Annotated in this window: 16 protein-coding genes and 1 tRNA gene; 3 read left to right on the top strand and 14 right to left on the bottom strand. The window is 33.4% G+C overall.

Annotation, left to right across the window (positions count from 1 at the left end):
* The 9 genes from ODE14_RS08850 to ODE14_RS08810 form a co-directional block, all read right to left on the bottom strand.
* A complete protein-coding gene (locus ODE14_RS08850; protein ID WP_263603788.1) occupies positions 1–2,010 on the bottom strand; it encodes a TolC family protein in 2,010 nt (669 codons plus the stop codon).
* A 201-nt stretch (positions 2,011–2,211) separates the two neighbouring features.
* On the bottom strand, positions 2,212–2,802 hold the full coding sequence (locus ODE14_RS08845) for an HlyD family efflux transporter periplasmic adaptor subunit (protein WP_263603787.1): 591 nt from the start codon (positions 2,800–2,802) through the stop codon (positions 2,212–2,214).
* Positions 2,792–4,999 carry a peptidase domain-containing ABC transporter gene (locus ODE14_RS08840; protein ID WP_263603786.1) on the bottom strand — a complete coding sequence of 736 codons (2,208 nt, stop codon included), beginning with the start codon at positions 4,997–4,999 and terminating at the stop codon, positions 2,792–2,794. The genes ODE14_RS08845 and ODE14_RS08840 overlap by 11 nt, the downstream gene beginning before the upstream one ends.
* Positions 5,000–5,002: 3 nt before the next feature.
* A complete protein-coding gene (locus tag ODE14_RS08835; RefSeq protein WP_263603785.1) occupies positions 5,003–6,235 on the bottom strand; it encodes a hypothetical protein in 1,233 nt (410 codons plus the stop codon).
* A gap of 292 nt (positions 6,236–6,527) precedes the next feature.
* Entirely contained in the window at positions 6,528–7,361 is an 834-nt protein-coding gene (locus ODE14_RS08830; protein ID WP_263603784.1) for a GLPGLI family protein, read from the bottom strand.
* Positions 7,362–7,424: 63 nt separating this feature from the next.
* Positions 7,425–8,621, bottom strand: a complete 1,197-nt coding sequence (locus ODE14_RS08825; protein WP_263603783.1) for a glycosyltransferase — start codon at positions 8,619–8,621, stop codon at positions 7,425–7,427.
* Positions 8,609–9,652, bottom strand: coding sequence for a grasp-with-spasm system SPASM domain peptide maturase (gene gwsS / locus ODE14_RS08820; protein WP_263603782.1), 1,044 nt, complete (start codon positions 9,650–9,652; stop codon positions 8,609–8,611). The genes ODE14_RS08825 and gwsS overlap by 13 nt, the downstream gene beginning before the upstream one ends.
* A 201-nt stretch (positions 9,653–9,853) precedes the next feature.
* Entirely contained in the window at positions 9,854–10,840 is a 987-nt protein-coding gene (gene gwsG / locus ODE14_RS08815) for a grasp-with-spasm system ATP-grasp peptide maturase (protein ID WP_263603781.1), read from the bottom strand.
* An 89-nt stretch (positions 10,841–10,929) separates the two neighbouring features.
* On the bottom strand, positions 10,930–11,163 hold the full coding sequence (locus ODE14_RS08810) for a hypothetical protein (protein WP_263603780.1): 234 nt from the start codon (positions 11,161–11,163) through the stop codon (positions 10,930–10,932).
* Positions 11,164–11,864: 701 nt separating this feature from the next.
* Between ODE14_RS08810 and ODE14_RS08805 the strand changes: the two genes are divergently transcribed.
* Positions 11,865–12,536 carry a hypothetical protein gene (locus ODE14_RS08805; RefSeq protein WP_263603779.1) on the top strand — a complete coding sequence of 224 codons (672 nt, stop codon included), beginning with the start codon at positions 11,865–11,867 and terminating at the stop codon, positions 12,534–12,536.
* 216 nt (positions 12,537–12,752) lie between these two features.
* Here the strand turns inward: ODE14_RS08805 and ODE14_RS08800 are convergent.
* A tRNA-Leu gene (locus ODE14_RS08800) sits at positions 12,753–12,832 on the bottom strand.
* A gap of 78 nt (positions 12,833–12,910) precedes the next feature.
* Positions 12,911–13,678 carry an MBL fold metallo-hydrolase gene (locus tag ODE14_RS08795; protein ID WP_248391909.1) on the bottom strand — a complete coding sequence of 256 codons (768 nt, stop codon included), beginning with the start codon at positions 13,676–13,678 and terminating at the stop codon, positions 12,911–12,913.
* A gap of 53 nt (positions 13,679–13,731) precedes the next feature.
* Here ODE14_RS08795 and ODE14_RS08790 point away from each other — a divergent pair, with 53 nt between their 5' ends.
* Together ODE14_RS08790 and ODE14_RS08785 are read left to right on the top strand one after the other, a co-directional pair.
* A complete protein-coding gene (locus ODE14_RS08790; RefSeq protein ID WP_248391910.1) occupies positions 13,732–15,159 on the top strand; it encodes a TonB-dependent receptor in 1,428 nt (475 codons plus the stop codon).
* 11 nt (positions 15,160–15,170) lie between these two features.
* Positions 15,171–15,620, top strand: coding sequence for a GAF domain-containing protein (locus ODE14_RS08785; RefSeq protein ID WP_263603778.1), 450 nt, complete (start codon positions 15,171–15,173; stop codon positions 15,618–15,620).
* Between the two features lie 310 nt (positions 15,621–15,930).
* On the opposite strand, the gene ODE14_RS08780 is transcribed toward ODE14_RS08785, so the two are convergent.
* The 3 genes from ODE14_RS08780 to ODE14_RS08770 form a co-directional block, all read right to left on the bottom strand.
* A complete protein-coding gene (locus tag ODE14_RS08780) occupies positions 15,931–16,668 on the bottom strand; it encodes an ABC transporter substrate-binding protein (protein WP_263603777.1) in 738 nt (245 codons plus the stop codon).
* Positions 16,669–16,694: 26 nt separating this feature from the next.
* Complete coding sequence (gene mgtE / locus ODE14_RS08775; RefSeq protein WP_263603776.1) at positions 16,695–18,017, bottom strand: magnesium transporter; 1,323 nt, start codon at positions 18,015–18,017, stop codon at positions 16,695–16,697.
* A gap of 323 nt (positions 18,018–18,340) precedes the next feature.
* Complete coding sequence (locus tag ODE14_RS08770) at positions 18,341–18,895, bottom strand: pyruvate decarboxylase (RefSeq protein ID WP_263603775.1); 555 nt, start codon at positions 18,893–18,895, stop codon at positions 18,341–18,343.
* Positions 18,896–18,996 lie beyond the last annotated feature (101 nt).

The raw sequence follows: 18,996 nt of genomic DNA, 5'->3' as shown, positions 1-18,996 counted from the left end.
TTATGGCTTAAAATTATTCATTTGTGATAGATCGTAATATCCTATTTTTGTAACGCCTGCTGCCTGTACATACGCTTCTGCATCCAGAAGATCACTGAATACCTGGAAATCATTAATCCGGAATACCCAGACATACAGGTCAGGACCCAGAATATTTCTTATTACCGCAGTTTTATTTAATTTTTTATCAAGAGTGAGAACGTCATAAGCCATAATATAGGTCATAATGCTGTTGTTATACAAAGCGGTGGCTACTTCTGCCGGGAGCTGCATCGGAACGCTTACTCCCAAATCCATATTGTGCTGTGTACACCAGGTCTTTGAGCTGGTAAAAAGGTTGATAAGCCTTTGTGCATAAAGGTCTATATTGGTTTTATAATCATCAAAAGTGTGAGGTTCAATATCGAGATGTACCCCGGCAAATCCCATGTTTTTCGCATCCTGCAAAGCGATCTGGAGATCATTAAAACCATCATCTGTTTTAGCATAAGAATTTTCACCGATAAGGCGGTAAACCTGGATGTTGTTTTGTGCAGCCAGCGCCATGAAATCTGAAACTTTTACAAGGTCTGTCACTTTTCCGATCGACAAGAAAACCCTGTTGATGTGCCAGTGATTCATCAGGTTGATAATGTAGGCATTGGAATAGTTTGTAAAAAAGCTGCTCCAGATATAGGTTTCATTTCCCGCGTTATCGTTATTGGTAAGTTTCTGCAGGTTTTCGGCTGTATCATCTGTTCCTGATAGCATTCTGTAATCAAGGTATTTTTCATACAGGTCTGATTTTTTATCACAAATCTGTATTTGATTATTTAATAGTTTTTCTGCGGTAGCAAGATATGCTGCAGGACTGAAAGTATTGCTTTTTTCGTTGGTGGAATTCACTTTAAGTTCTGCTTCAAGGTATTGTACCTCGCTTTCCAGGACTTCTATTTCAGATTTTGCAAGATAATAATCTCTGTATATTTCACTGAGCCTGTTGCGGTACAGCAGCTGCAGATCCTGGATTGAATTTTCTTTCAGCTTCATCTCATTTTCACTTTCAAGATCGTTTTTACTTCTGGTTACTGGCAGATTGATAGTAGCACCAACACTGGCAAAATTTCGGTCTCTTGATAATGCAGAATAATAATTGTAGCGCAATTTAAATCTGAGATCAGGCTGCTTGTCTCTTTTGCGTTTCATATCCAGGATTTCTTTCTCCATTTTTAGAGCGACTTCCTTGTCTTTTACCAGAGCACTGAAATTAATATTTTCAACCGGTATCAGATTCGGCATTTCTGAATTGATAATTTCGTTGTTAAAATTTTGATTATCAGAAGTTTTTGAAAGGCTTTCAAGTGATTTTCTTTCTATGGAAATTTTATCCAGCCTGTATTTCGACTGTGCAGCTTCTGCATCATTTTTTAATCCGATTTTATTTTGTTTAGCAGTAAAATCGTTTTGAATTTTCAGAAGTTTTTCATAATCAGATAAAAGTTTTATTTTTTTTGCATCGAAGGCAGCTCTTACCTGGTCCAGATTCTCTTTATGATTGAGTTCTTTTTTATATTTCTGTTTTTCTAAAACATCCATATTCCTCATTTTCTCATTGAGAGCGTTCTGCATTTTCTGGTTTTTGAGGCTTCCTTCTCCTAAAGCAAGCCAGTCCAGACCCGAAGATACTCTTGCGCGGTAAAAAATATTATCATCATCACCAAATCCCGGACTGAAGTTATAGCTCATATCCGAAACCCAATTCAGATGTGGCGTATTTTTAAATTTTATATTTTTGGAATCAATTGCAGGTTCAGTTTTATTCAGAGAAATATCTGATACTGAGAAATCAACATGATTTGTTTCAGCAGTTTTATTTTCTGCCAGAAGATTTGTCATGATTTCTTTGGCAGTGGTGTAAATCTCTTTGTACTCTTCTGCAAGAACGCTTAGGGATTTTGAATTTATACTTAATGTTGATTTGTTTTGAGCATTAAAAAAAATGAAGAAATTCGTTAGTAGTAGAATTTGCAAGAATTTTCGCATATAATGAAATAAATTTTTTGCAAATTTAATTATTTTTATTCAATTTATTTTAATAAAGATGTTTTGTTAAATATTTTTTAATAATCGGCATAATAGATTAAATCTGTGATCAGTTGGTATAAGATCATTTTTTTGTTACAAATTTTTATTATGCGTTCAGAACTTCTTTGGTTTCAAGAATTTTATTGATCATTTGATTTTATGGAAAAATTTATTGATCAGCCTTAAATTATTTATTACAATTTCAGCCTCGCCCTGTAATTCGTTCTTTAGGTTATAATTTTTGTTGTTTAACCCATTCAATTTTTCAGAAAAAACTACCTCAGCATAATAATTTTTATTAGAATCTGAAATTATTTTGTTGACTGTTCCTTCTGTGACTTCATATTTATTGTAATGGTTATTTTTTAACCGGATGATAACTTTTTGACCTTGTTTTATTTTATGAATTTCAGATGATGGAACAGCAATTATGCCGATTAAATTTTCTCTTTTTTCTGATGAAACGGAAATTTGCTGATTATTTTTGATTAAATCTTTTCCGGTTTTTGCATTGTTGGCGTGTAATATTTCAGTCTGATCTTGTACGGTAATTTTAATAGGGCCCTTTACGGATTCCGGGTATTTGATGAGGTAACAAGTCATTAAAACGAGCAATAAAAGAATGAGAAAAACAGTATTTCCCCAACGGATCGTCCAGTGAGGAGGTGTAGTAAGTATTTTCTGTACACTTTCTGAGCGTAGTCTTAAATTGTTTATTATTTTTTTTCTAGTTTCCAAGTTCCAATTGATTTTTTACAAGTCTAAAATATTCACCTCGTACAGCTACTAATTCAGCATGGCTGCCTTCTTCTACTACTTTGCCTTTATCCAGAACTATAATTTTATCAGCATTCTTTACCGTAGAAAGGCGGTGTGCAATTATGATTGCTGTTTTTCCTTCAAAAAATTGCTCAAGATTTTGCATAATGATCTTTTCATTATTGGCATCTAAAGCGGAAGTAGCTTCATCAAAGAAAATATATTCGGGAGATTTGTAAACGGCTCGTGCAATGAAAAGTCTTTGTCGCTGTCCGCCGCTTATTCCTATTCCTTCATTTCCTATCGGGGTATTGTAGTTGAGGGGTAATTCTTCAATAAAATCTTTTATATTGGCTATGTCTACCGCTTTTTGCAATTTCTGTTGGTCTATTTCATTTTCTCCCACGGCAATGTTTTCTGCAATCGTATCATTAAATACATACCCATCCTGCATAACCACACCGCAGTGATCTCTCCAGAATCTTGGTGAAATATTTTTAAGATTGGTGTCGTTGATTTTAATTTCTCCGGTGTTTGGTTCATAAAATTTCATGATAAGTTTGAGAAGGGTAGTTTTGCCGCTTCCACTGGTTCCAACAATTGCCGTTGTTTTTTGATAGGGAATCACCAGGTTTAAGTTTTCAAACACATATTGCTTCGAGCCCGTATATCGAAAAGAGATGTCTTTAATTTCAATATCCATATTGGGAATCTCGGTTGTATATTGTTGTTTTATATCTTCTTCGTCTTCTTTTTCATGGATTTCGCCCAATCGTTCCAGTGAAATTTTGGCATCCTGACTTTGTTTAATAAAATCAATGAGTTGTAATAGCGGGCTATTCAGCTGCCCGATAATATATTGTACCGAGAGCATCATTCCTAGCGTAAGGCTTCCATCCATTACCAATTTCGCAGATAAGAAAGTCACAAAAATATCTTTCATTTGATTAATGAAATTTCCTCCGACAGATTGCCATTGTTCTACTGATAGCGATTCTATTCTTAGTTCAAAAAGTTGTGCCTGCAAACGCTCCCAATCCCAGCGCTTTTTCTCTTCGGCATTGTGCATTTTTATTTCCTGCATTCCATTAATCAGTTCAATTACTTTGCTCTGTTCGCGCGAACTCTGGGAAAACGTTTTATAATCCAGTATCTTTCTTTTATTAAGGAAAAAGGTAATCCAGATAATATACAAAATTGCTCCTATGAGATATACTATAAAAATCCTGTAATCGTAATAAAGGAGAACGATGCTGAAAATTAAAAGATTAATTAGCGAAAATAGAGTGTTAAGAGAAGAAACGGTTAAAAGCTGTTCAATTCTATGATGGTCACCGATTCTCTGCATAATATCACCCGTCATTCTTGTATCAAAGAAGCTGATGGGTAGTCTCATTAATTTAATAAAGAAGTCGGAAATTATAGAAATATTGATTTTAGTTGAAAGATGAAGCAGTATCCAGCTTCGGACAATCTCTATTCCCATTTTGCCTAAAAAGAGCATGATCTGGGCAAGCAGGACAACATATATGAAGTTTAGATCCCGATTTTGTATTCCTACATCTACGATACTCTGGGTAAGAAACGGAAAAATAAGAGAAAGTAAACTTCCTGCGAGAAGCCCAATAGCTAATTGCCCTACCAGCGACTTGTATTCGTATAAGTAATGGGCTAAAAATCGGAGGCTGGCCATGTTTTCCTTTTTATCAAACTGGCTTTCTGAAAATTCAGGTGTGGTTTCTAAAAATAAAGCGACTCCCTCGGTTGTATTTTCGTTTGCACTTTCACCAATCCATTGTTTAATAAATTCTTCCTGATGGTATTGAATGATACCAAATCCCGGATCAGAGATGTGGAAATAATAAGTTTCATTTTTTTTTTCAATTTTGTATAAAACTACAAAGTGATTTTTGTTCCAGTGAAGAATACAGGGTAGAGGAGGATCATCCACAAGCATATTGCAGTTGATTTTTACCGCCATCGTACTGAACCCAATACTCTTTGCAGCTTCATCCAGACCCTTGAGGCTGCTTCCTTCCCGAGTTGTTTCTGAAAGGTTTCGTATTTGTGCTATAGAAAGAGTTTTTCCAAAGTATTTGGCTATGATCCGCAGGCAGGTGGGGCCACAGTCTTTGGCATCCGGCTGTCTGTAGAAGGGAAAGGCAGTATTTAGCATTCTTTATAAACTGCTTTTTGAGTTATTTAAATATTTATTAATGAAATTTACCAGAAGATTGTTATTGCTGATTTTCTTTTCTGTTTTTATTAATTGAAGTAATTCATGGCTTTTCTTCTCTATTTCGCTCTTGCCGTTATTGGTCGTAAAAATTTCTATGAATTTTATATAGTACGATATCATGGGATATGCATAATTATACTCTCCGGTTTTTGACGTAATAAATTTTTTTGCCTGGATTATATTTTCCTTTGATTTTCTATAATCACCCGCTTCAAAAAAATACAAGGCTCTGTTAAAATAAATTTTATAATAATCTTCATGTTCAGGCAAGCACTTTGACAATGCTTCATCTGTGATTAAGAGCGCTTTTTTAATATCACCGCTTTTATAGTACAGGTCCGCTATATAAACATATTCATTAGGAGATACGGTATATACTGAATCTGTTATTTTTTCTAATAGGCGATATTTTAATTGCAGATTTTTTAATATGTCATATTTATTATCTGAGATGAAATTACTTTCCAGATTGCTTATCAGCCACGGATCAAAGGCAAAATTTATTGAGTTGTAAAGTGATAACGGAATGATTGTATTATGATTTGCAGTAGGGAAATAATCATATTTCATTTTAATTGTAGAGCTCTTGAGATCATTTATTTTTTCTTTATATTTTATAGTTGCGCTTTTGAAAGAATTTTCATATTGCCCCAAACCTCCATGCGATAAATATAAACTTACATCTTGTTGCGGAATATTTATATCATTTATAGTTTCAGAAGGAGAAAATGCAATATAAACCTGAAACAGCTTACTGAAATTCGGATTGTTTAAAATGTTTAAAACAAATGATGCTGAGTTGGAATGTCCAAGTATTATGTGATAATCTGCTGCATTGAATTTATTTAAATGTACAATTGTTTTTTGCAGTATTTTGGCCAAATCATTTGCTCCTGCTCCAAAATAGGAATCGGCTCTTTCATAGATCTCCACTCTTACAAATAGTACTTCCGGGATCTCTTTACCAAAATTCTGCAAATAATTGATGTTTGATTTTACAATATCAACAATATTCTTTTCCTGAGAGTCTAAAATGAAAAAGACCGGATATTTTTTATTTTTATCTGCCGCATTTGTAGTGATCGGGATATCCGCAATTACTTTAACATTTTTGTTATTAACTATTGTATCATGCAATACAGAAGTGTTTTGGGAATATATGGTTTGAGACATTATAATAGTAATAATAAATAGACTTTTGATAAAAAAACTTCTCATTGATACTGTAATATATTAATAATTATGTTTAATTGTGACCAGCTTTCTGATATTTTTTAGAATATAAAATGCCCTACCATATAATTGTTACATAACATTATAAGAAATATTAATGACAGAAATAAATGTAAAAGTCTTAAAACATGACCGTACTGAAAGACGATGAACAAATAAAATCCAAAGTTTATCTGAAACAGCGCTTTATCATTAATTGCAATCTTAAATATGTTGATCCAGCTTTAAATCATCATTTTTTGGAATAATGAATAGCTTTATTAATTTCAATAGGATTGTTCTCTCTTAATAATGTTTCGCGGATTTGTTTTTCGTATGTCTTTAGCTGGTCTTTGCTTGTAATTTGTGTACCTCTGTAAAAATACTGTGCATTTGGATCTTTATCAAATTGTGTCATAAAATCTTTTAAAGGATCGTTATATTGTTCCAGTTTTTTCTGCTGAATTATTTTATCGCTCACTTCTAAAGGTTTACTACCGCCATAGCTTTCTATAAAACCTGTTGTGTCATAAGTTTGTTCCAATATCTTCGACTGTACCATATTATATCTGAACTGTTTTTTTGAATCATAAATTTCAAATATCAGCCCGGGTAATCCACGGAACTTATAAGGACCTTCATTGAAAGGAATATCTTTGCAAAACCAAGCAGTCCACAATCTTCCTCCAAAATTTGTGGTTGCCTTCTGGAGTAAGTATTTATCAGCCATTTTTGTTTCATTGCTTAATTTCCATTTCATAGAATCATCTGTCTGGTACACAAAAAGATCATCTATATTTTCAAAATTTTTATTTTTAAAAGAATTACGGTCTCTTGTGATAATATTTTGGAAACCCCAGGTACGGTATCGGTAATTATGGTTCGCCTTATTTATTGAATCCATTCTGAGAAATTTATATTCATAAAACTTGACATCAGTAGGATTGATATCTAAGACCATATTTGTTTTTACATAATCTGCAGAAGTAGAGTCCAGCTTGAATTGTAGCTCGTAAATAAAACGGTGTGTTTGTGCGGAAGAGAAAAAACCGCTCATTAATAGAATAAGAAAAATGTGTTTTAGCATAATGTGAGATGGTTTAATTTTGTATTACTTGAGTAAATGAATGTTGCTACCTTCAGATAATCATTAAAAATAGGCAAGAAACCTGTTGATCTCTTTTATATTATCAATATCATGTCCGTTAAAAAATTCCGGATTTTTTTGTGTTAATTTATTTAATTTTCCAAGTTGTTTTTTTGCCTGATCTATTAAATTGGTTTTTATACATATCCTTACATGCATGTACAGCAGCTTCCAGTTGTATAATTCAGATTCAATAAAAAGTAATTTTGATGGAAAAGGGTTTTTACAATGATATAATTTCAGGGATTTTTTAGAATATTGGTAAGCAAGATCAAAATTTTCATTATCAAAATGATGAGAAATGATCTTATATAAAGGCTCCGCCCTTTGCGGATCAATAGATGAGGCTTTTTTATATTCTTCCAGCACAATATCCGGGTTTTTATTTAATAAATGTGAAATGTGGGCAATAATATATTGGGAATAAAATACTTCCTCACTATACCCTTCATTTGTATAGGCCATTCTTTCTTTATAAATCTGTAAAGCATTATTTAATTTATCCATACGTTCTTCCTGATCATGCGCATAAAGAGCGGCGCTGTAATAGCTCTGAGCCAGATAAAAAAGCCATCTCGGCCTATCTTTTACATCCTCCTTCTGCAAATGGGTCTCTAAAATGTTTGCATGGCTTAAATATTTTTCTGTCAAATTACTTTGCCAGGAGTTGCCGTCATTATAGACATGGATTTTAAAATTCTCGCTTATTTCTGAAGTGAAGGTTTTTTCACACTTTAAATATTCATGAACCGGACCGTACCAAAAAAAAGGAGTTTCTAATTTTAGAAACGTTAATCTTGAGAAAACATCACCGTTCAGATAAACTTTGGAAAGGTATGCATCATGACTGAGCTCTTCCTTTTTAAAATTTTTATGTGTGGCAACTTCATCACAGTCAAGCCAATAGCCGTAAGTTTCTTTACTGCTCCAGCCTAGACTTCGGATAACTTCCCTTAATTTATGTAAAGCAAAATTCCTGCAGCTGTCAAAGCAATCAAAAGCTTTATAGAAGATAAATACCTGTATTTTATTTTTTTTTGCCCAGTTTTCAATCAATTGTACCGTATGGTCCGTAGAACCAGTATCAACACAAACGACAAGATCAGCCAAATGCAAATTACTATCAAGCATTCTCTCTATAACATGTTCTTCATTTTTAAAAATAAAATTAAGCGCCAATTTATTCATTACTCTCTCCATACATTATTATAAGGATCATATGTACATTTCAGAGGCTTATCATTATAAAGTCGGTTTTCGTCTAAAAAACCTCTGCAGTCACTGCAAATATTTCTGTATTCACAGTCTTTACAAACATTTATCTGATTTTTATTTACATTCCATATTTTTGTAAATGACTCTTTGATGACAATTTCAGATAGCCTGTTTTGCTGTACGTTGCCGAAAGAGGTTGCAAGGGTTGGGCAGTTTTTAATATTGCCGTTTGTATCAATACCAATTTTCTTATATAAACATGAATTGTATTTTATAGACTCATTAAACATTTTAAAATTTGTAGTAAAATATTCCGTTGAGATCTTACCGCAGTGTGTTTCATCTTTAATTTCCTGCATTATAAAAACAACATTACCCATATATGAAAAATATTTGGCATTGATAATCTCTATCTTATTAAAGGGTGTTGAATGAATAAAAATGCTTTTAATTCTTAAGTTTTGTTTTGTTAGTTCCAGTAAAAAATCAATACTATATGATTCGTCATATTTTATAATGAAATCTAAAGAAGTAATTCTTGATTTGCTGAGAAGGGTAATAATTTTAAATATCTCCGATTTTGATGGAGAATGGAAAAACCTGAACTGACAATTTTTACAGCCAAGCAATTCTAAGTCTGAAAAGATTTCTTCTATAAATTGTAAATTCTGAGATCTGCTGTCAAAATCTATAATTGCACTTTCAATAATCGAAGGACTTTCCATAAAATCCTCCAACGGCGGAAAATTATCCGCTGACTCGGAGAAAAATATTAAATCATTTTCATATAAAAAATCCAGGTATTCGATGATAATCTCACCGTCGTCTTTAAAATCATTAAAAAGTTTTTCTAATTTTTGATTATTATAATTTAATAAAATATCATGTAAAGAATTTGGAATATGATACCATTCTTCTCTTTGGGTATCAACTATTACGGATCTGTTTACCCCTTTTGTCATAAGACACAAGGAATATAATTGTAAAAACTTTTCTTTTAAAATTATATAATCCATTATCTGTCTTTAAGGTTTATGTCTTCATTTAATTTTTTTAAATCTATAATTTTACTTATTGGTCGGTTAGCGCCACCTTCGGGTACGCAATAAGTGCTGTTATAATCATCAATTGTAAAAGCTTCTTGTCTTTTCTTGTCTATATTGAGTTTAATCTTCGTTAAATACCGGTAGATATATGGTAGTTTTGTCATTTTGCAATTAGTTAGATAAATATTCTGCTATTTTGGATTCTAAATTATATGAACATGATTGGGATACCCATCCAAATTGACCAACCGGATTTACTTCTAAAAAATAATATTTTCCCATGGTATAGATGAAGTCCAATGAGCCGCAATTCAAGTTGATTTTATTCATGAACGAAATTATTTTTTGCTCAATGTCGGCCGGTAATTTATACCGGACAGTCCTGTTGGGCTTTTCAAAATTATATTTTCTGAAATCAGTCTGGGTTTTAGTATCTTTCTGACTAAAAATTGCCATGCTGTAGCAAACGCCATGTAAATAAAAAATCCTGATTTCATACTGCTTTTCAATTTTATCCTGAAATAAACTGGGGTAAAATTGATTCGTATCATTGATGTCATCTTCAGGAACATCTTCGGTAAAATACATGTATCGGTGTTTTTCATCCTGGGCATGAAGAATGTCCTGAATACTCTTTGTTATGATTTTATTCTTTTTAACATTTTTAAAATTTGTCAAAATTTTAGTTTCAGGAATCAGAAGACCACATTCACTTGCCAAGCTAAGTTGTTTTAATTTATTAATATGCGCAGTAGACTGGCGGCCAATGATCTTTTCACTGTTATTTTCTATAAACCAATGTATATATTCGTGCAATTCACGGGATTCTTCAAATAAATGTTCACGGGATTTAAGAGAGATTTTTTCACTTTTAAAAAGATCATAAATATTTTGCATTTCGGGTAGAGGAAACATGGGAATACCACCTCTACGATACCAACATGAGTAAATGTCATTTAAATCTAATGGCTCTCTGCCTTCAAAATAAAGAATAAATTTTGCCACTTTTCCATTTTCAAAATGCAGGCATACATCAACGAGCTTATCAGAATCTATATTTATTCTGTAAAATTTTTTTTTATAGGATAATAAGTAATCAATCACTCTATTGGTGGAAATGTCAGACTTTTGACTTAGTATTAAAATAGTTTTTTTCAATTTCGAATCAAGTTTATAATTACAAATAAAAAGCCTTAAATATAATTTATTACAATAAACTAAATATTTAAGGCTGAATGATTTAAATGTTATTTTCCTGATTTAACAATACTGAATCCAGGATCAAAGCCAATACTGGTCCCTGGGTTTGGATCTTTTTCACAGTCAGGACAAGCACTATCTGTATCGAATGTACTTTCATTTGTAGTAGAACTTGATGTGCTCGTGTTACCAGCTAAACCACCTTTAATTAATTCAGTTATTTCCAAAGTGTTTTTAGAGTACTTACCGAATTTTTCATTTTTTAAACTTTGAAGTTTCATAGTGTTGAATTTAATATTTTGAATGATTTTTTTAGCTTCCTTTAACTGCTATTTTTAATTTAAACTGCGTGCACTCAATTGTCATTGAAAAATTGTTTAAAGCGAAACTATTTCAAATATATTAAAATTAAATGTAAAAAAAGTCAATTATTAGTGATTTTTTTTATTTAAATCGTCTTTTTAATTAGGATTATCGCAAAGTAATTTCTGCATATAGATCTTTGAAATTGCTGTAATCATGCATGTTTAAGGTGATTATTACTTTGTGGTTTTTACGGATATTATTATCACGAAATATGGAAATAAATTGAATTAATTCAAAACATAAAGAAATAATTAAGACTTTTCTCGACTATGAAAAAGAGTGTTTTCAAAAAAATGTTCTGATAAAGATTGAAAACGGTAAAGAAAACAAATTAAAAAAAATGATAAAATTCGAAATTCATTTATATCTTTTGAAAAGCAGAAAATACAGCTATAAGTTAAAAAGTGAATTTAATAAATTTGATATCGGAACTGTATCGGAAAAAGTTTAAATATTTTTTTTTGCTAACTTTTTTCACAGGATCCACACCAATAGTCTCGTCAATAAAGTAAATTATCATTTTATTAAATATAAATAGTTTAATATTCTTTACCTTTAACTATAAATGGTTTGTGTTTACTCTTACAGATACAAACTATAAATAAAACAAAAAACAATGCCGATAAATAAATTACCTCCTGATGGAGGCATAATTTACACAGAAACCAATATGGCTCATCTTTTTCCCGAGCCATTAAATGCCGTTACTTCCATATTCTTTTTAGCAATAGCTGTTTTTTGGACAATTAAGATCGGTAGGGATTTTAAAACATATCCTTTTTTAGCCTATTGCTTGATTTTATTGTACATTGGAGCTTTAGGCGGAACCATTTACCACTCATTCAGGCAATGGCCGGTATTTATTTTAATGGATTGGATGCCCATTATGTTCCTTTGCATATCTGCCGGATTTTATTTTCTGGCTAAAAGTACCCGATGGTATTATGCGGTTTTAATGGTTATGGGATATTTACTGCTGATGTTTGGCTTAAGAAACTGGTTTTTTGCAGATAACCCTTTTCTTTTTATCAATCTAAATTATGCGATGATGGCTTCCCTGGTGCTTTTTTCGGTAGTAAAGTATTTGATGTATACTCATTGGAGAGCCGGTAAATGGGTAGGTTTTGCTCTCTTGTCTTTTGTTTTGGCGCTTATATTTCGTATAGCTGATCAATGGGGGTGGTTTTCATTTGGAACGCATTTTTTATGGCATACTTTCGGAGCGATCGCAACATTCTGCATGCTCAATTATATCTATATTAATCAGGATAAAATCCATAAAACATAATTTGAGATATAGAAAAATAAAAGATTAAAATGAAATAACTGAATGCACAAACAATTTAAAAATTCTGATAAAAGGTTTAATGATATGCTCTTACTATTGTTGATGGCTAATTAATCTTGCTTCCCGGAAATAAACTATGAATAATATTATAAAACTATTATCTGAAAATAGTTAAAAATAAATGGCGCCAACTTAGTTGGCGCCATTTGGCTTATGTACCCAGGACCGGGATCGAACCGGTACTCCTAAGAACTGGTGTTTGAGACCAGCGCGTCTACCAATTCCGCCACCTGGGCTACTGTTTTTCCGTGTTTGAATCGGTGTGCAAATATAGAAACTTTTTATGAATACCGAAAAAAAATTAAGCAAAAAAATTAAAAATTTATCTCAAGACCATCGTAGGCAAGATGTATTCCGGATGGAAGTTGTTTGTCTTCAACATCATGCAGACCCAAATGATGACTGATGTGTGTTAAAAATAATTGCTTAGGTTTCAGTTCTTCAAATAGTTTAAGGATGTCCGGAAGGATAAAGTGTGCCGGATGCGGATCAAACTTCCTGATGCAATTTAAAATCAATACATCCAGATTCTTTAATTTTTCTTTTTCCGTGTCGGAAATAAAACCTGCGTCAGTAATATACGCGAGATTTTTAAACTTATAGCCAAAAACGGTAATTTTATAATGAATTACTTCAACCGGAGTAATTTCTGTATCTAAAACGGTAAAGGGACTGTTCTCAATTTCATGAAGCTCAAAAGCAGGAGCTCCGGGATATCTTTCATCAGCAAATGCGTAAGGAAAACGTTTTTTTACTTCATTTCCCACTCTGGAATAGCAATAGAGAGGCATGTCATTTCCTGTTTTGAAAATCAGAGGGCGCATGTCATCAAGACCGATCACATGGTCATTATGTTCATGCGTAAGCAAAGCTATATCAACCGTATTTTCTTTATTAGCAAGCATTTGCTGTCTGAAATCGGGACCGCAATCAATCAGTATTTTTTTACTTTCATCGGTGGTCACCATGACAGAAGATCTGAGACGGCTGTCTTTGGGATTTTCTGAAGTGCATACCTCGCAGGTGCAGCCAATCACGGGTACACCCTGGGAAGTTCCCGTTCCTAAAAATTTCAACTTCATTTCTTTTGAGGTTGTTTTAATTTTGGTAAATTTACGAAAAATTTAATGTCCTAATGTATCAGAAACTAACTCCTAAACAAAAAGCATTAACAATTAATCTAGATCCTACTATTTATGGTACTTTCGCGGAAATTGGAGCAGGGCAGGAGACTGTTCGGCACTTTTTTAGAGCAGGGGGAGCTTCAGGTACAATCGCTAAGGCAATGTCGGCTTACGACAAAGATTTCAGTGATGCAATCTACGGAAAAGAAGTAAAAAACCGATACGTTACCCAAAACAGGCTTCGAAAAATGCTTCGCTATGAAGTCGCTTTGATTGAAGAACGGATTTCAAGGGAAAACCACCCGAACAGAAAGTACTTTTCTTACGCCAATACTGTTACCACCATTAATTTTGATAAAACAGTAAAAGGTCACGGCTGGGTAGGAATACGTTTTCAGGCGAATGAAAATGAAGATTACAACGAAATTGTAATTCACGTAAAATTTAAGGAAAATGATGCCACGTTACAACAGGAAACCCTTGGTAATCTTGGAGTAAACCTTATTTTCGGGGCGTTTCATTATTATGACAATCCAAGGAATTTAATAGAATCTCTATACGACGATGTAGCTAAAGATAACCTTGAAATTGATATGATCGATTTCAGCGGACCGGCTTTTACTTATGTTGATAACAGGCTGATGTCTTTACAATTGGTTAAAAACGGAATGACCGATGCGGTGATTTTCAATTCAGAGGGCAACAATATGCTTCCTGCAGATGTTTTGTACAAAAAAAATATTTTTGCCGTAAGAGGAAGCTTCAGGCCCGTAACAAAGGTAAATATCGATATGCTGAAAAACGGACTCGATATGTTTCTTAAAGATGCGATATGTACAACCGACGAAACTGAAGTTCTCATTGAAATAACCATTTCAAATCTTCGTGCAGACGGCGATATTGATGAAAGAGATTTCCTGGACAGGGTAGATATTCTCGGCAAGCTCGGCTATACCGTTATCGTTTCCAATTATTCGGAATATTATCGTCTAATTGATTATTTTGCTTCCTATACAAGCGGAAATATTGGTGTTGCGATGGGGGTAAATAATCTTCTGATGGTTTTTGATGAAAGATATTATAAAGACCTCTCAGGAGGAATTCTTGAGGCTTTCGGAAAGTTCTTCAGAAATGGAATGAGAGTATATCTTTATCCTTACAAAGACCCTGAAACACATGAACTTTTAGACTCTTCTACATTAAAAGTGGAAGAAAATCTGAAGGAACTGTATAAATATTTCAAACATAACGAGCGTATTGTGGATATTACCAATTACAATCCGGAATATCTGGAAATTTACTCAAGGGATATTCTTAAAAAAATTGCATGTAATATCAAAGGCTGGGAAACACAGGTTCCTGAAGGCGTTGCAGAAATGATCAAAGAACGCGGAATGTTCGGGTATAAAGAAGAATTTTCACTAAAACAATTCTCTTAAACAATATAAAAATGTCAGAATTAAAAAAAAGACTTTTATCCATCCTGGAAAGTCCAAAACATAATACGGAAGAAAAACTTGAAAAAGTTTGCCATCTTTTAGATCAGGAAATTTCTTATTTCAACTGGACGGGTTTTTACTTTAAAAACGGAGATAAAGATGAGTTAAAACTTGGTCCTTACGTAGGAGCTCCTACCGATCATACCATCATTCCTTATGGTAAAGGGATTTGCGGACAGGTAGCCGTTTCCAATGAAACATTTGTAGTTCCGGATGTGAATGAGGAAAGCAATTACTTAAGCTGCTCCATTGATACAAAAGCGGAAATTGTTGTTCCTATTTTTAAAGACGGGAAAAACATCGGGCAGATTGATATCGATTCCCATACCGTTGATCCATTCACGAATGAAGATAAAGAATTGCTGGAATGGCTTTGCAACGAGGTTTCCAAGATTTTGTAGTTAAAATTTTTGCTTAAAATAGAGACTCCGGCCCGAAGGGCCGGAGTCTCTTAGTTTTCGTTCTTTTTCTTTCGAATTTTTACCTGACTAATTTCTATTAATTATTATCTGCGTAATCAGTGAAATCCGCGTGAGCTAAAAAGATTAACAAAAATCATACGCTTAATACCATCCGTGTAAATCAGTGACATCCGTGGTAAATACTATTTATAAAGCATTAATCGATTATAAAAATAAGTTAAGCTACCCTCGTATTTATGTAATTCATGAAATCTGTGGGAAATAAAAAAAATAGCTGCAATCTTATCGATCACATTTTAATTGCTTCCACTTCAGCAATCAGTTCTTTAAAATAGCTTTCGCATTTGGCAATATGAGTTCCGTACCATGAAAAAGCTTCCCCATCCACGATCATGATTTTCTTATCAGGATAAAATACTTTCAGTTCCTCTATATGTTTTTCTTTAAAAGGAAAAGGTTCGGAAGAAAGCATGATAATTTCAGCTTCTTTTAAATCTTCGGTTTCAATAACAGGATAGCGATTCCGATCCTTAAAAATATTTTCAAAACCAATTTCACCAAGAATTTTATGAATAAACGTATCCGAACCTATCGTCATATAAGGGTTTTTCCAAATAAGATACGCAACCTTAACCCTGGAGCTAACTTTGGCCTCATTCAGAATATCATAAATTTTGAGATTAAAACATTGCGCTTTTTCTTCTTTGTTGAATAACCTGCCTAAAGTTTTAAGTAAATAATAATTGTCCTCAATATTTTCAACATTCGTAACAATTACCTTAAAATCGTCCATTAATGCCTCAACCTGCTCTTTTACGTTTTCTTCTTTGTTAGCTAAAATCAGATCAGGCTGTAAAGCTTTTATTTTTTCAATATTAATATTCTTTGTACCGCCTATAACAGGTATATTTTTTACTTTTTCAGAAGGATAGATACAGAATTTTGTTCTGCCAATGACTTCATTTTCAGTTAAGCCAAGATCAAATAAAGCCTCGGTGATAGATGGGACAAGAGAAATAACCTTCATAATGATATTTTAGACGTTGCCTAAAATTACAAAAGTTTACCCGTTAAGAAAAGTCCGGCAACAGAAAAATAGATAATAAGTCCCGTTACATCTACCAAAGTTGCAACGAATGGAGCCGAAGAAGTAGCGGGGTCAAGTTTTAGTTTTTTAAGAATAAACGGAACCATAGAGCCGGAAAGAGTTCCCCAAAGTACGATCATTACCAAAGAAACGCCCACACTTAGTCCAACGAAAGGCCAATACATGCCATAATTAAAAAAGCCTGCTTTATGCCAGATCATAATCCTCAAAAAGCCGATAATTCCTAAAATACCACCAAGGAAAAGCCCGGTGAATATTTCTTTTCGCATTACATACCACCAGTCTTTCAGCCCGATTTCCTGAAGGGCCATCGCTCTGATGATCAATGTTGCAGCCTGGGAACCTGAATTCCCGCCACTGGATATAATTAAAGGAACAAATAATGCCAAAACAACTGCCTTTTGGATTTCATCTTCAAAATATCCCATCGCCGAAGCAGTAAGCATTTCAGAAAAGAAAAGAATAATCAGCCACATTCCTCTCTTTTTTACCATTTCTATAAGAGAAGTCTGGGTGTACGGAACATCCAACGCTTCGAGTCCCCCGAACTTCTGGATATCTTCCGTATTCTGCTGCTCAATCTGGTCAAGGATATCGTCAATTGTTACAATGCCTACCAGAACTCCGGATTCGGTAACAATAGGAAGCGCAGCCCTGTCATATTTCTCAAAATACTGAACGGCATCTTCTTTTGAAGTGGTAGTTGTAATAGCTACGAAATGATTATCGGTGATCTCGGAAACCATGGTGTCTTCTTCGGCAAGCAATAAACTTCCTAAAGCAATGTCATCGATCAGCCGGTTTCTTTCGTCCACTACATAAAGATAATTCATCGTTTCTACCTTGCTTCCTACTTTTTTGATCTGCTGAAGGCATCTTTTAATGGTCCATTCTTTACGGATCTGGATATAATAAGGCGTCATCAGTCGGGCAATAGAATCAGAATCATAACCCAATAATTTCAGGGCAATTCTTCTTTCCTGAGGATTCAGATGATTGATGGAATATTTAATAAGCTCATCCGGAAAATCTTCAAACAATGCTGTTCTGTCGTCAGGGGTCATCGCATTGAGGATTTCGGACACTTCATCACTTCCGATACTGCGGATTGTTTCTTCCTGAAAATCAGGATCCAGGTGAGAAAAAACTTCTGCTTTGTATTCTTTCGGAACTTTCAGGAACGCCAAAAGCCTCTCGTCAGCGTGAAGTTCGCTAAGAGTTTCGGCAATGTCGGCGGGGTTAAAGATAAGTTCGTCCTTAGAATTCAAAACGTTATTTTTTGGCTATGCAAAAATAACTCAAATTTTTAAAACAAGAGAATACTGCTTTAAATTTAAGGATTAATTAAACTCGTGCATCTATTATCTAAATTAAGTGTGAAAATTTTATACATAAAAAAACACCCACAAAAACTGCGAGTGTAAGAAGAATTTTGAATTGAGATAGTTTGAATGAATTGTTTATTTAAAAATACTAAAATAAATTAAATTATTCACCATGTAATGAATATAATTTCATGAAATTCAATGATATGCATAATATCAATTAGAGATTTAAAAAAAGATTGGTGAAAAAATTTTTGATTGAATGGCTAAAAACCGTTTTCTGCGGAAGGTTTTATTTTTCGAAGCTGTTTCAGGATGTCTTTAATAGCCCCGTTAGTACCGATCTTTACGGAATTTACCGTAGATCCTAAAAGCCGCATATTTTTTCTGTAGGTGTCATAGTCTGTTTCCGTGATGAGGTTGCCCTCTGCATCGAAAAGTTTCATACTCACGATCACCTGGTTGGAAAAAACATATTTCCCGATTCCTACTTTAAAATATTTTACTTTGGGTATGACAGCGAAATCTGCATCATTATTCAGGCAGTAATCTGAAATGGTTTTTTTATCGATGCTGTCAAACGAAATCTGAGTTTCGGTTTTGAGCATTTTGTTTTTCCTTTCGCTCAGATTATCGGAAACAGCACTGAAAAAGGCTGTGTTGGTGGGTTCTTTAATTTCTTCAATATCGGGTTCTACCTGGGGATTGAAGTAAAGTATTCGCTTTACCTTTGCCTCATGGTTATTTTGCGCTTTCAGCAAAGAAGAGCCTGAAAAGATAATAATGGCGAATAGTATGAAAACAGTAGAATTTCTCATCATGAATACCATGCAAAAGTACTGCCTTTTAACACGATATCATAATTTTTTTTAAGAAATATTTAACATATTTTTCTATCAAAATCAATTTATGAAATCAATAA

Origin of the sequence: Chryseobacterium sp. PET-29 (assembly GCF_025736815.1) — a bacterium.
GTDB classification, from domain to species: domain Bacteria; phylum Bacteroidota; class Bacteroidia; order Flavobacteriales; family Weeksellaceae; genus Chryseobacterium; species Chryseobacterium nepalense.
This window is presented reverse-complemented; position numbering and strand designations above follow the sequence as displayed.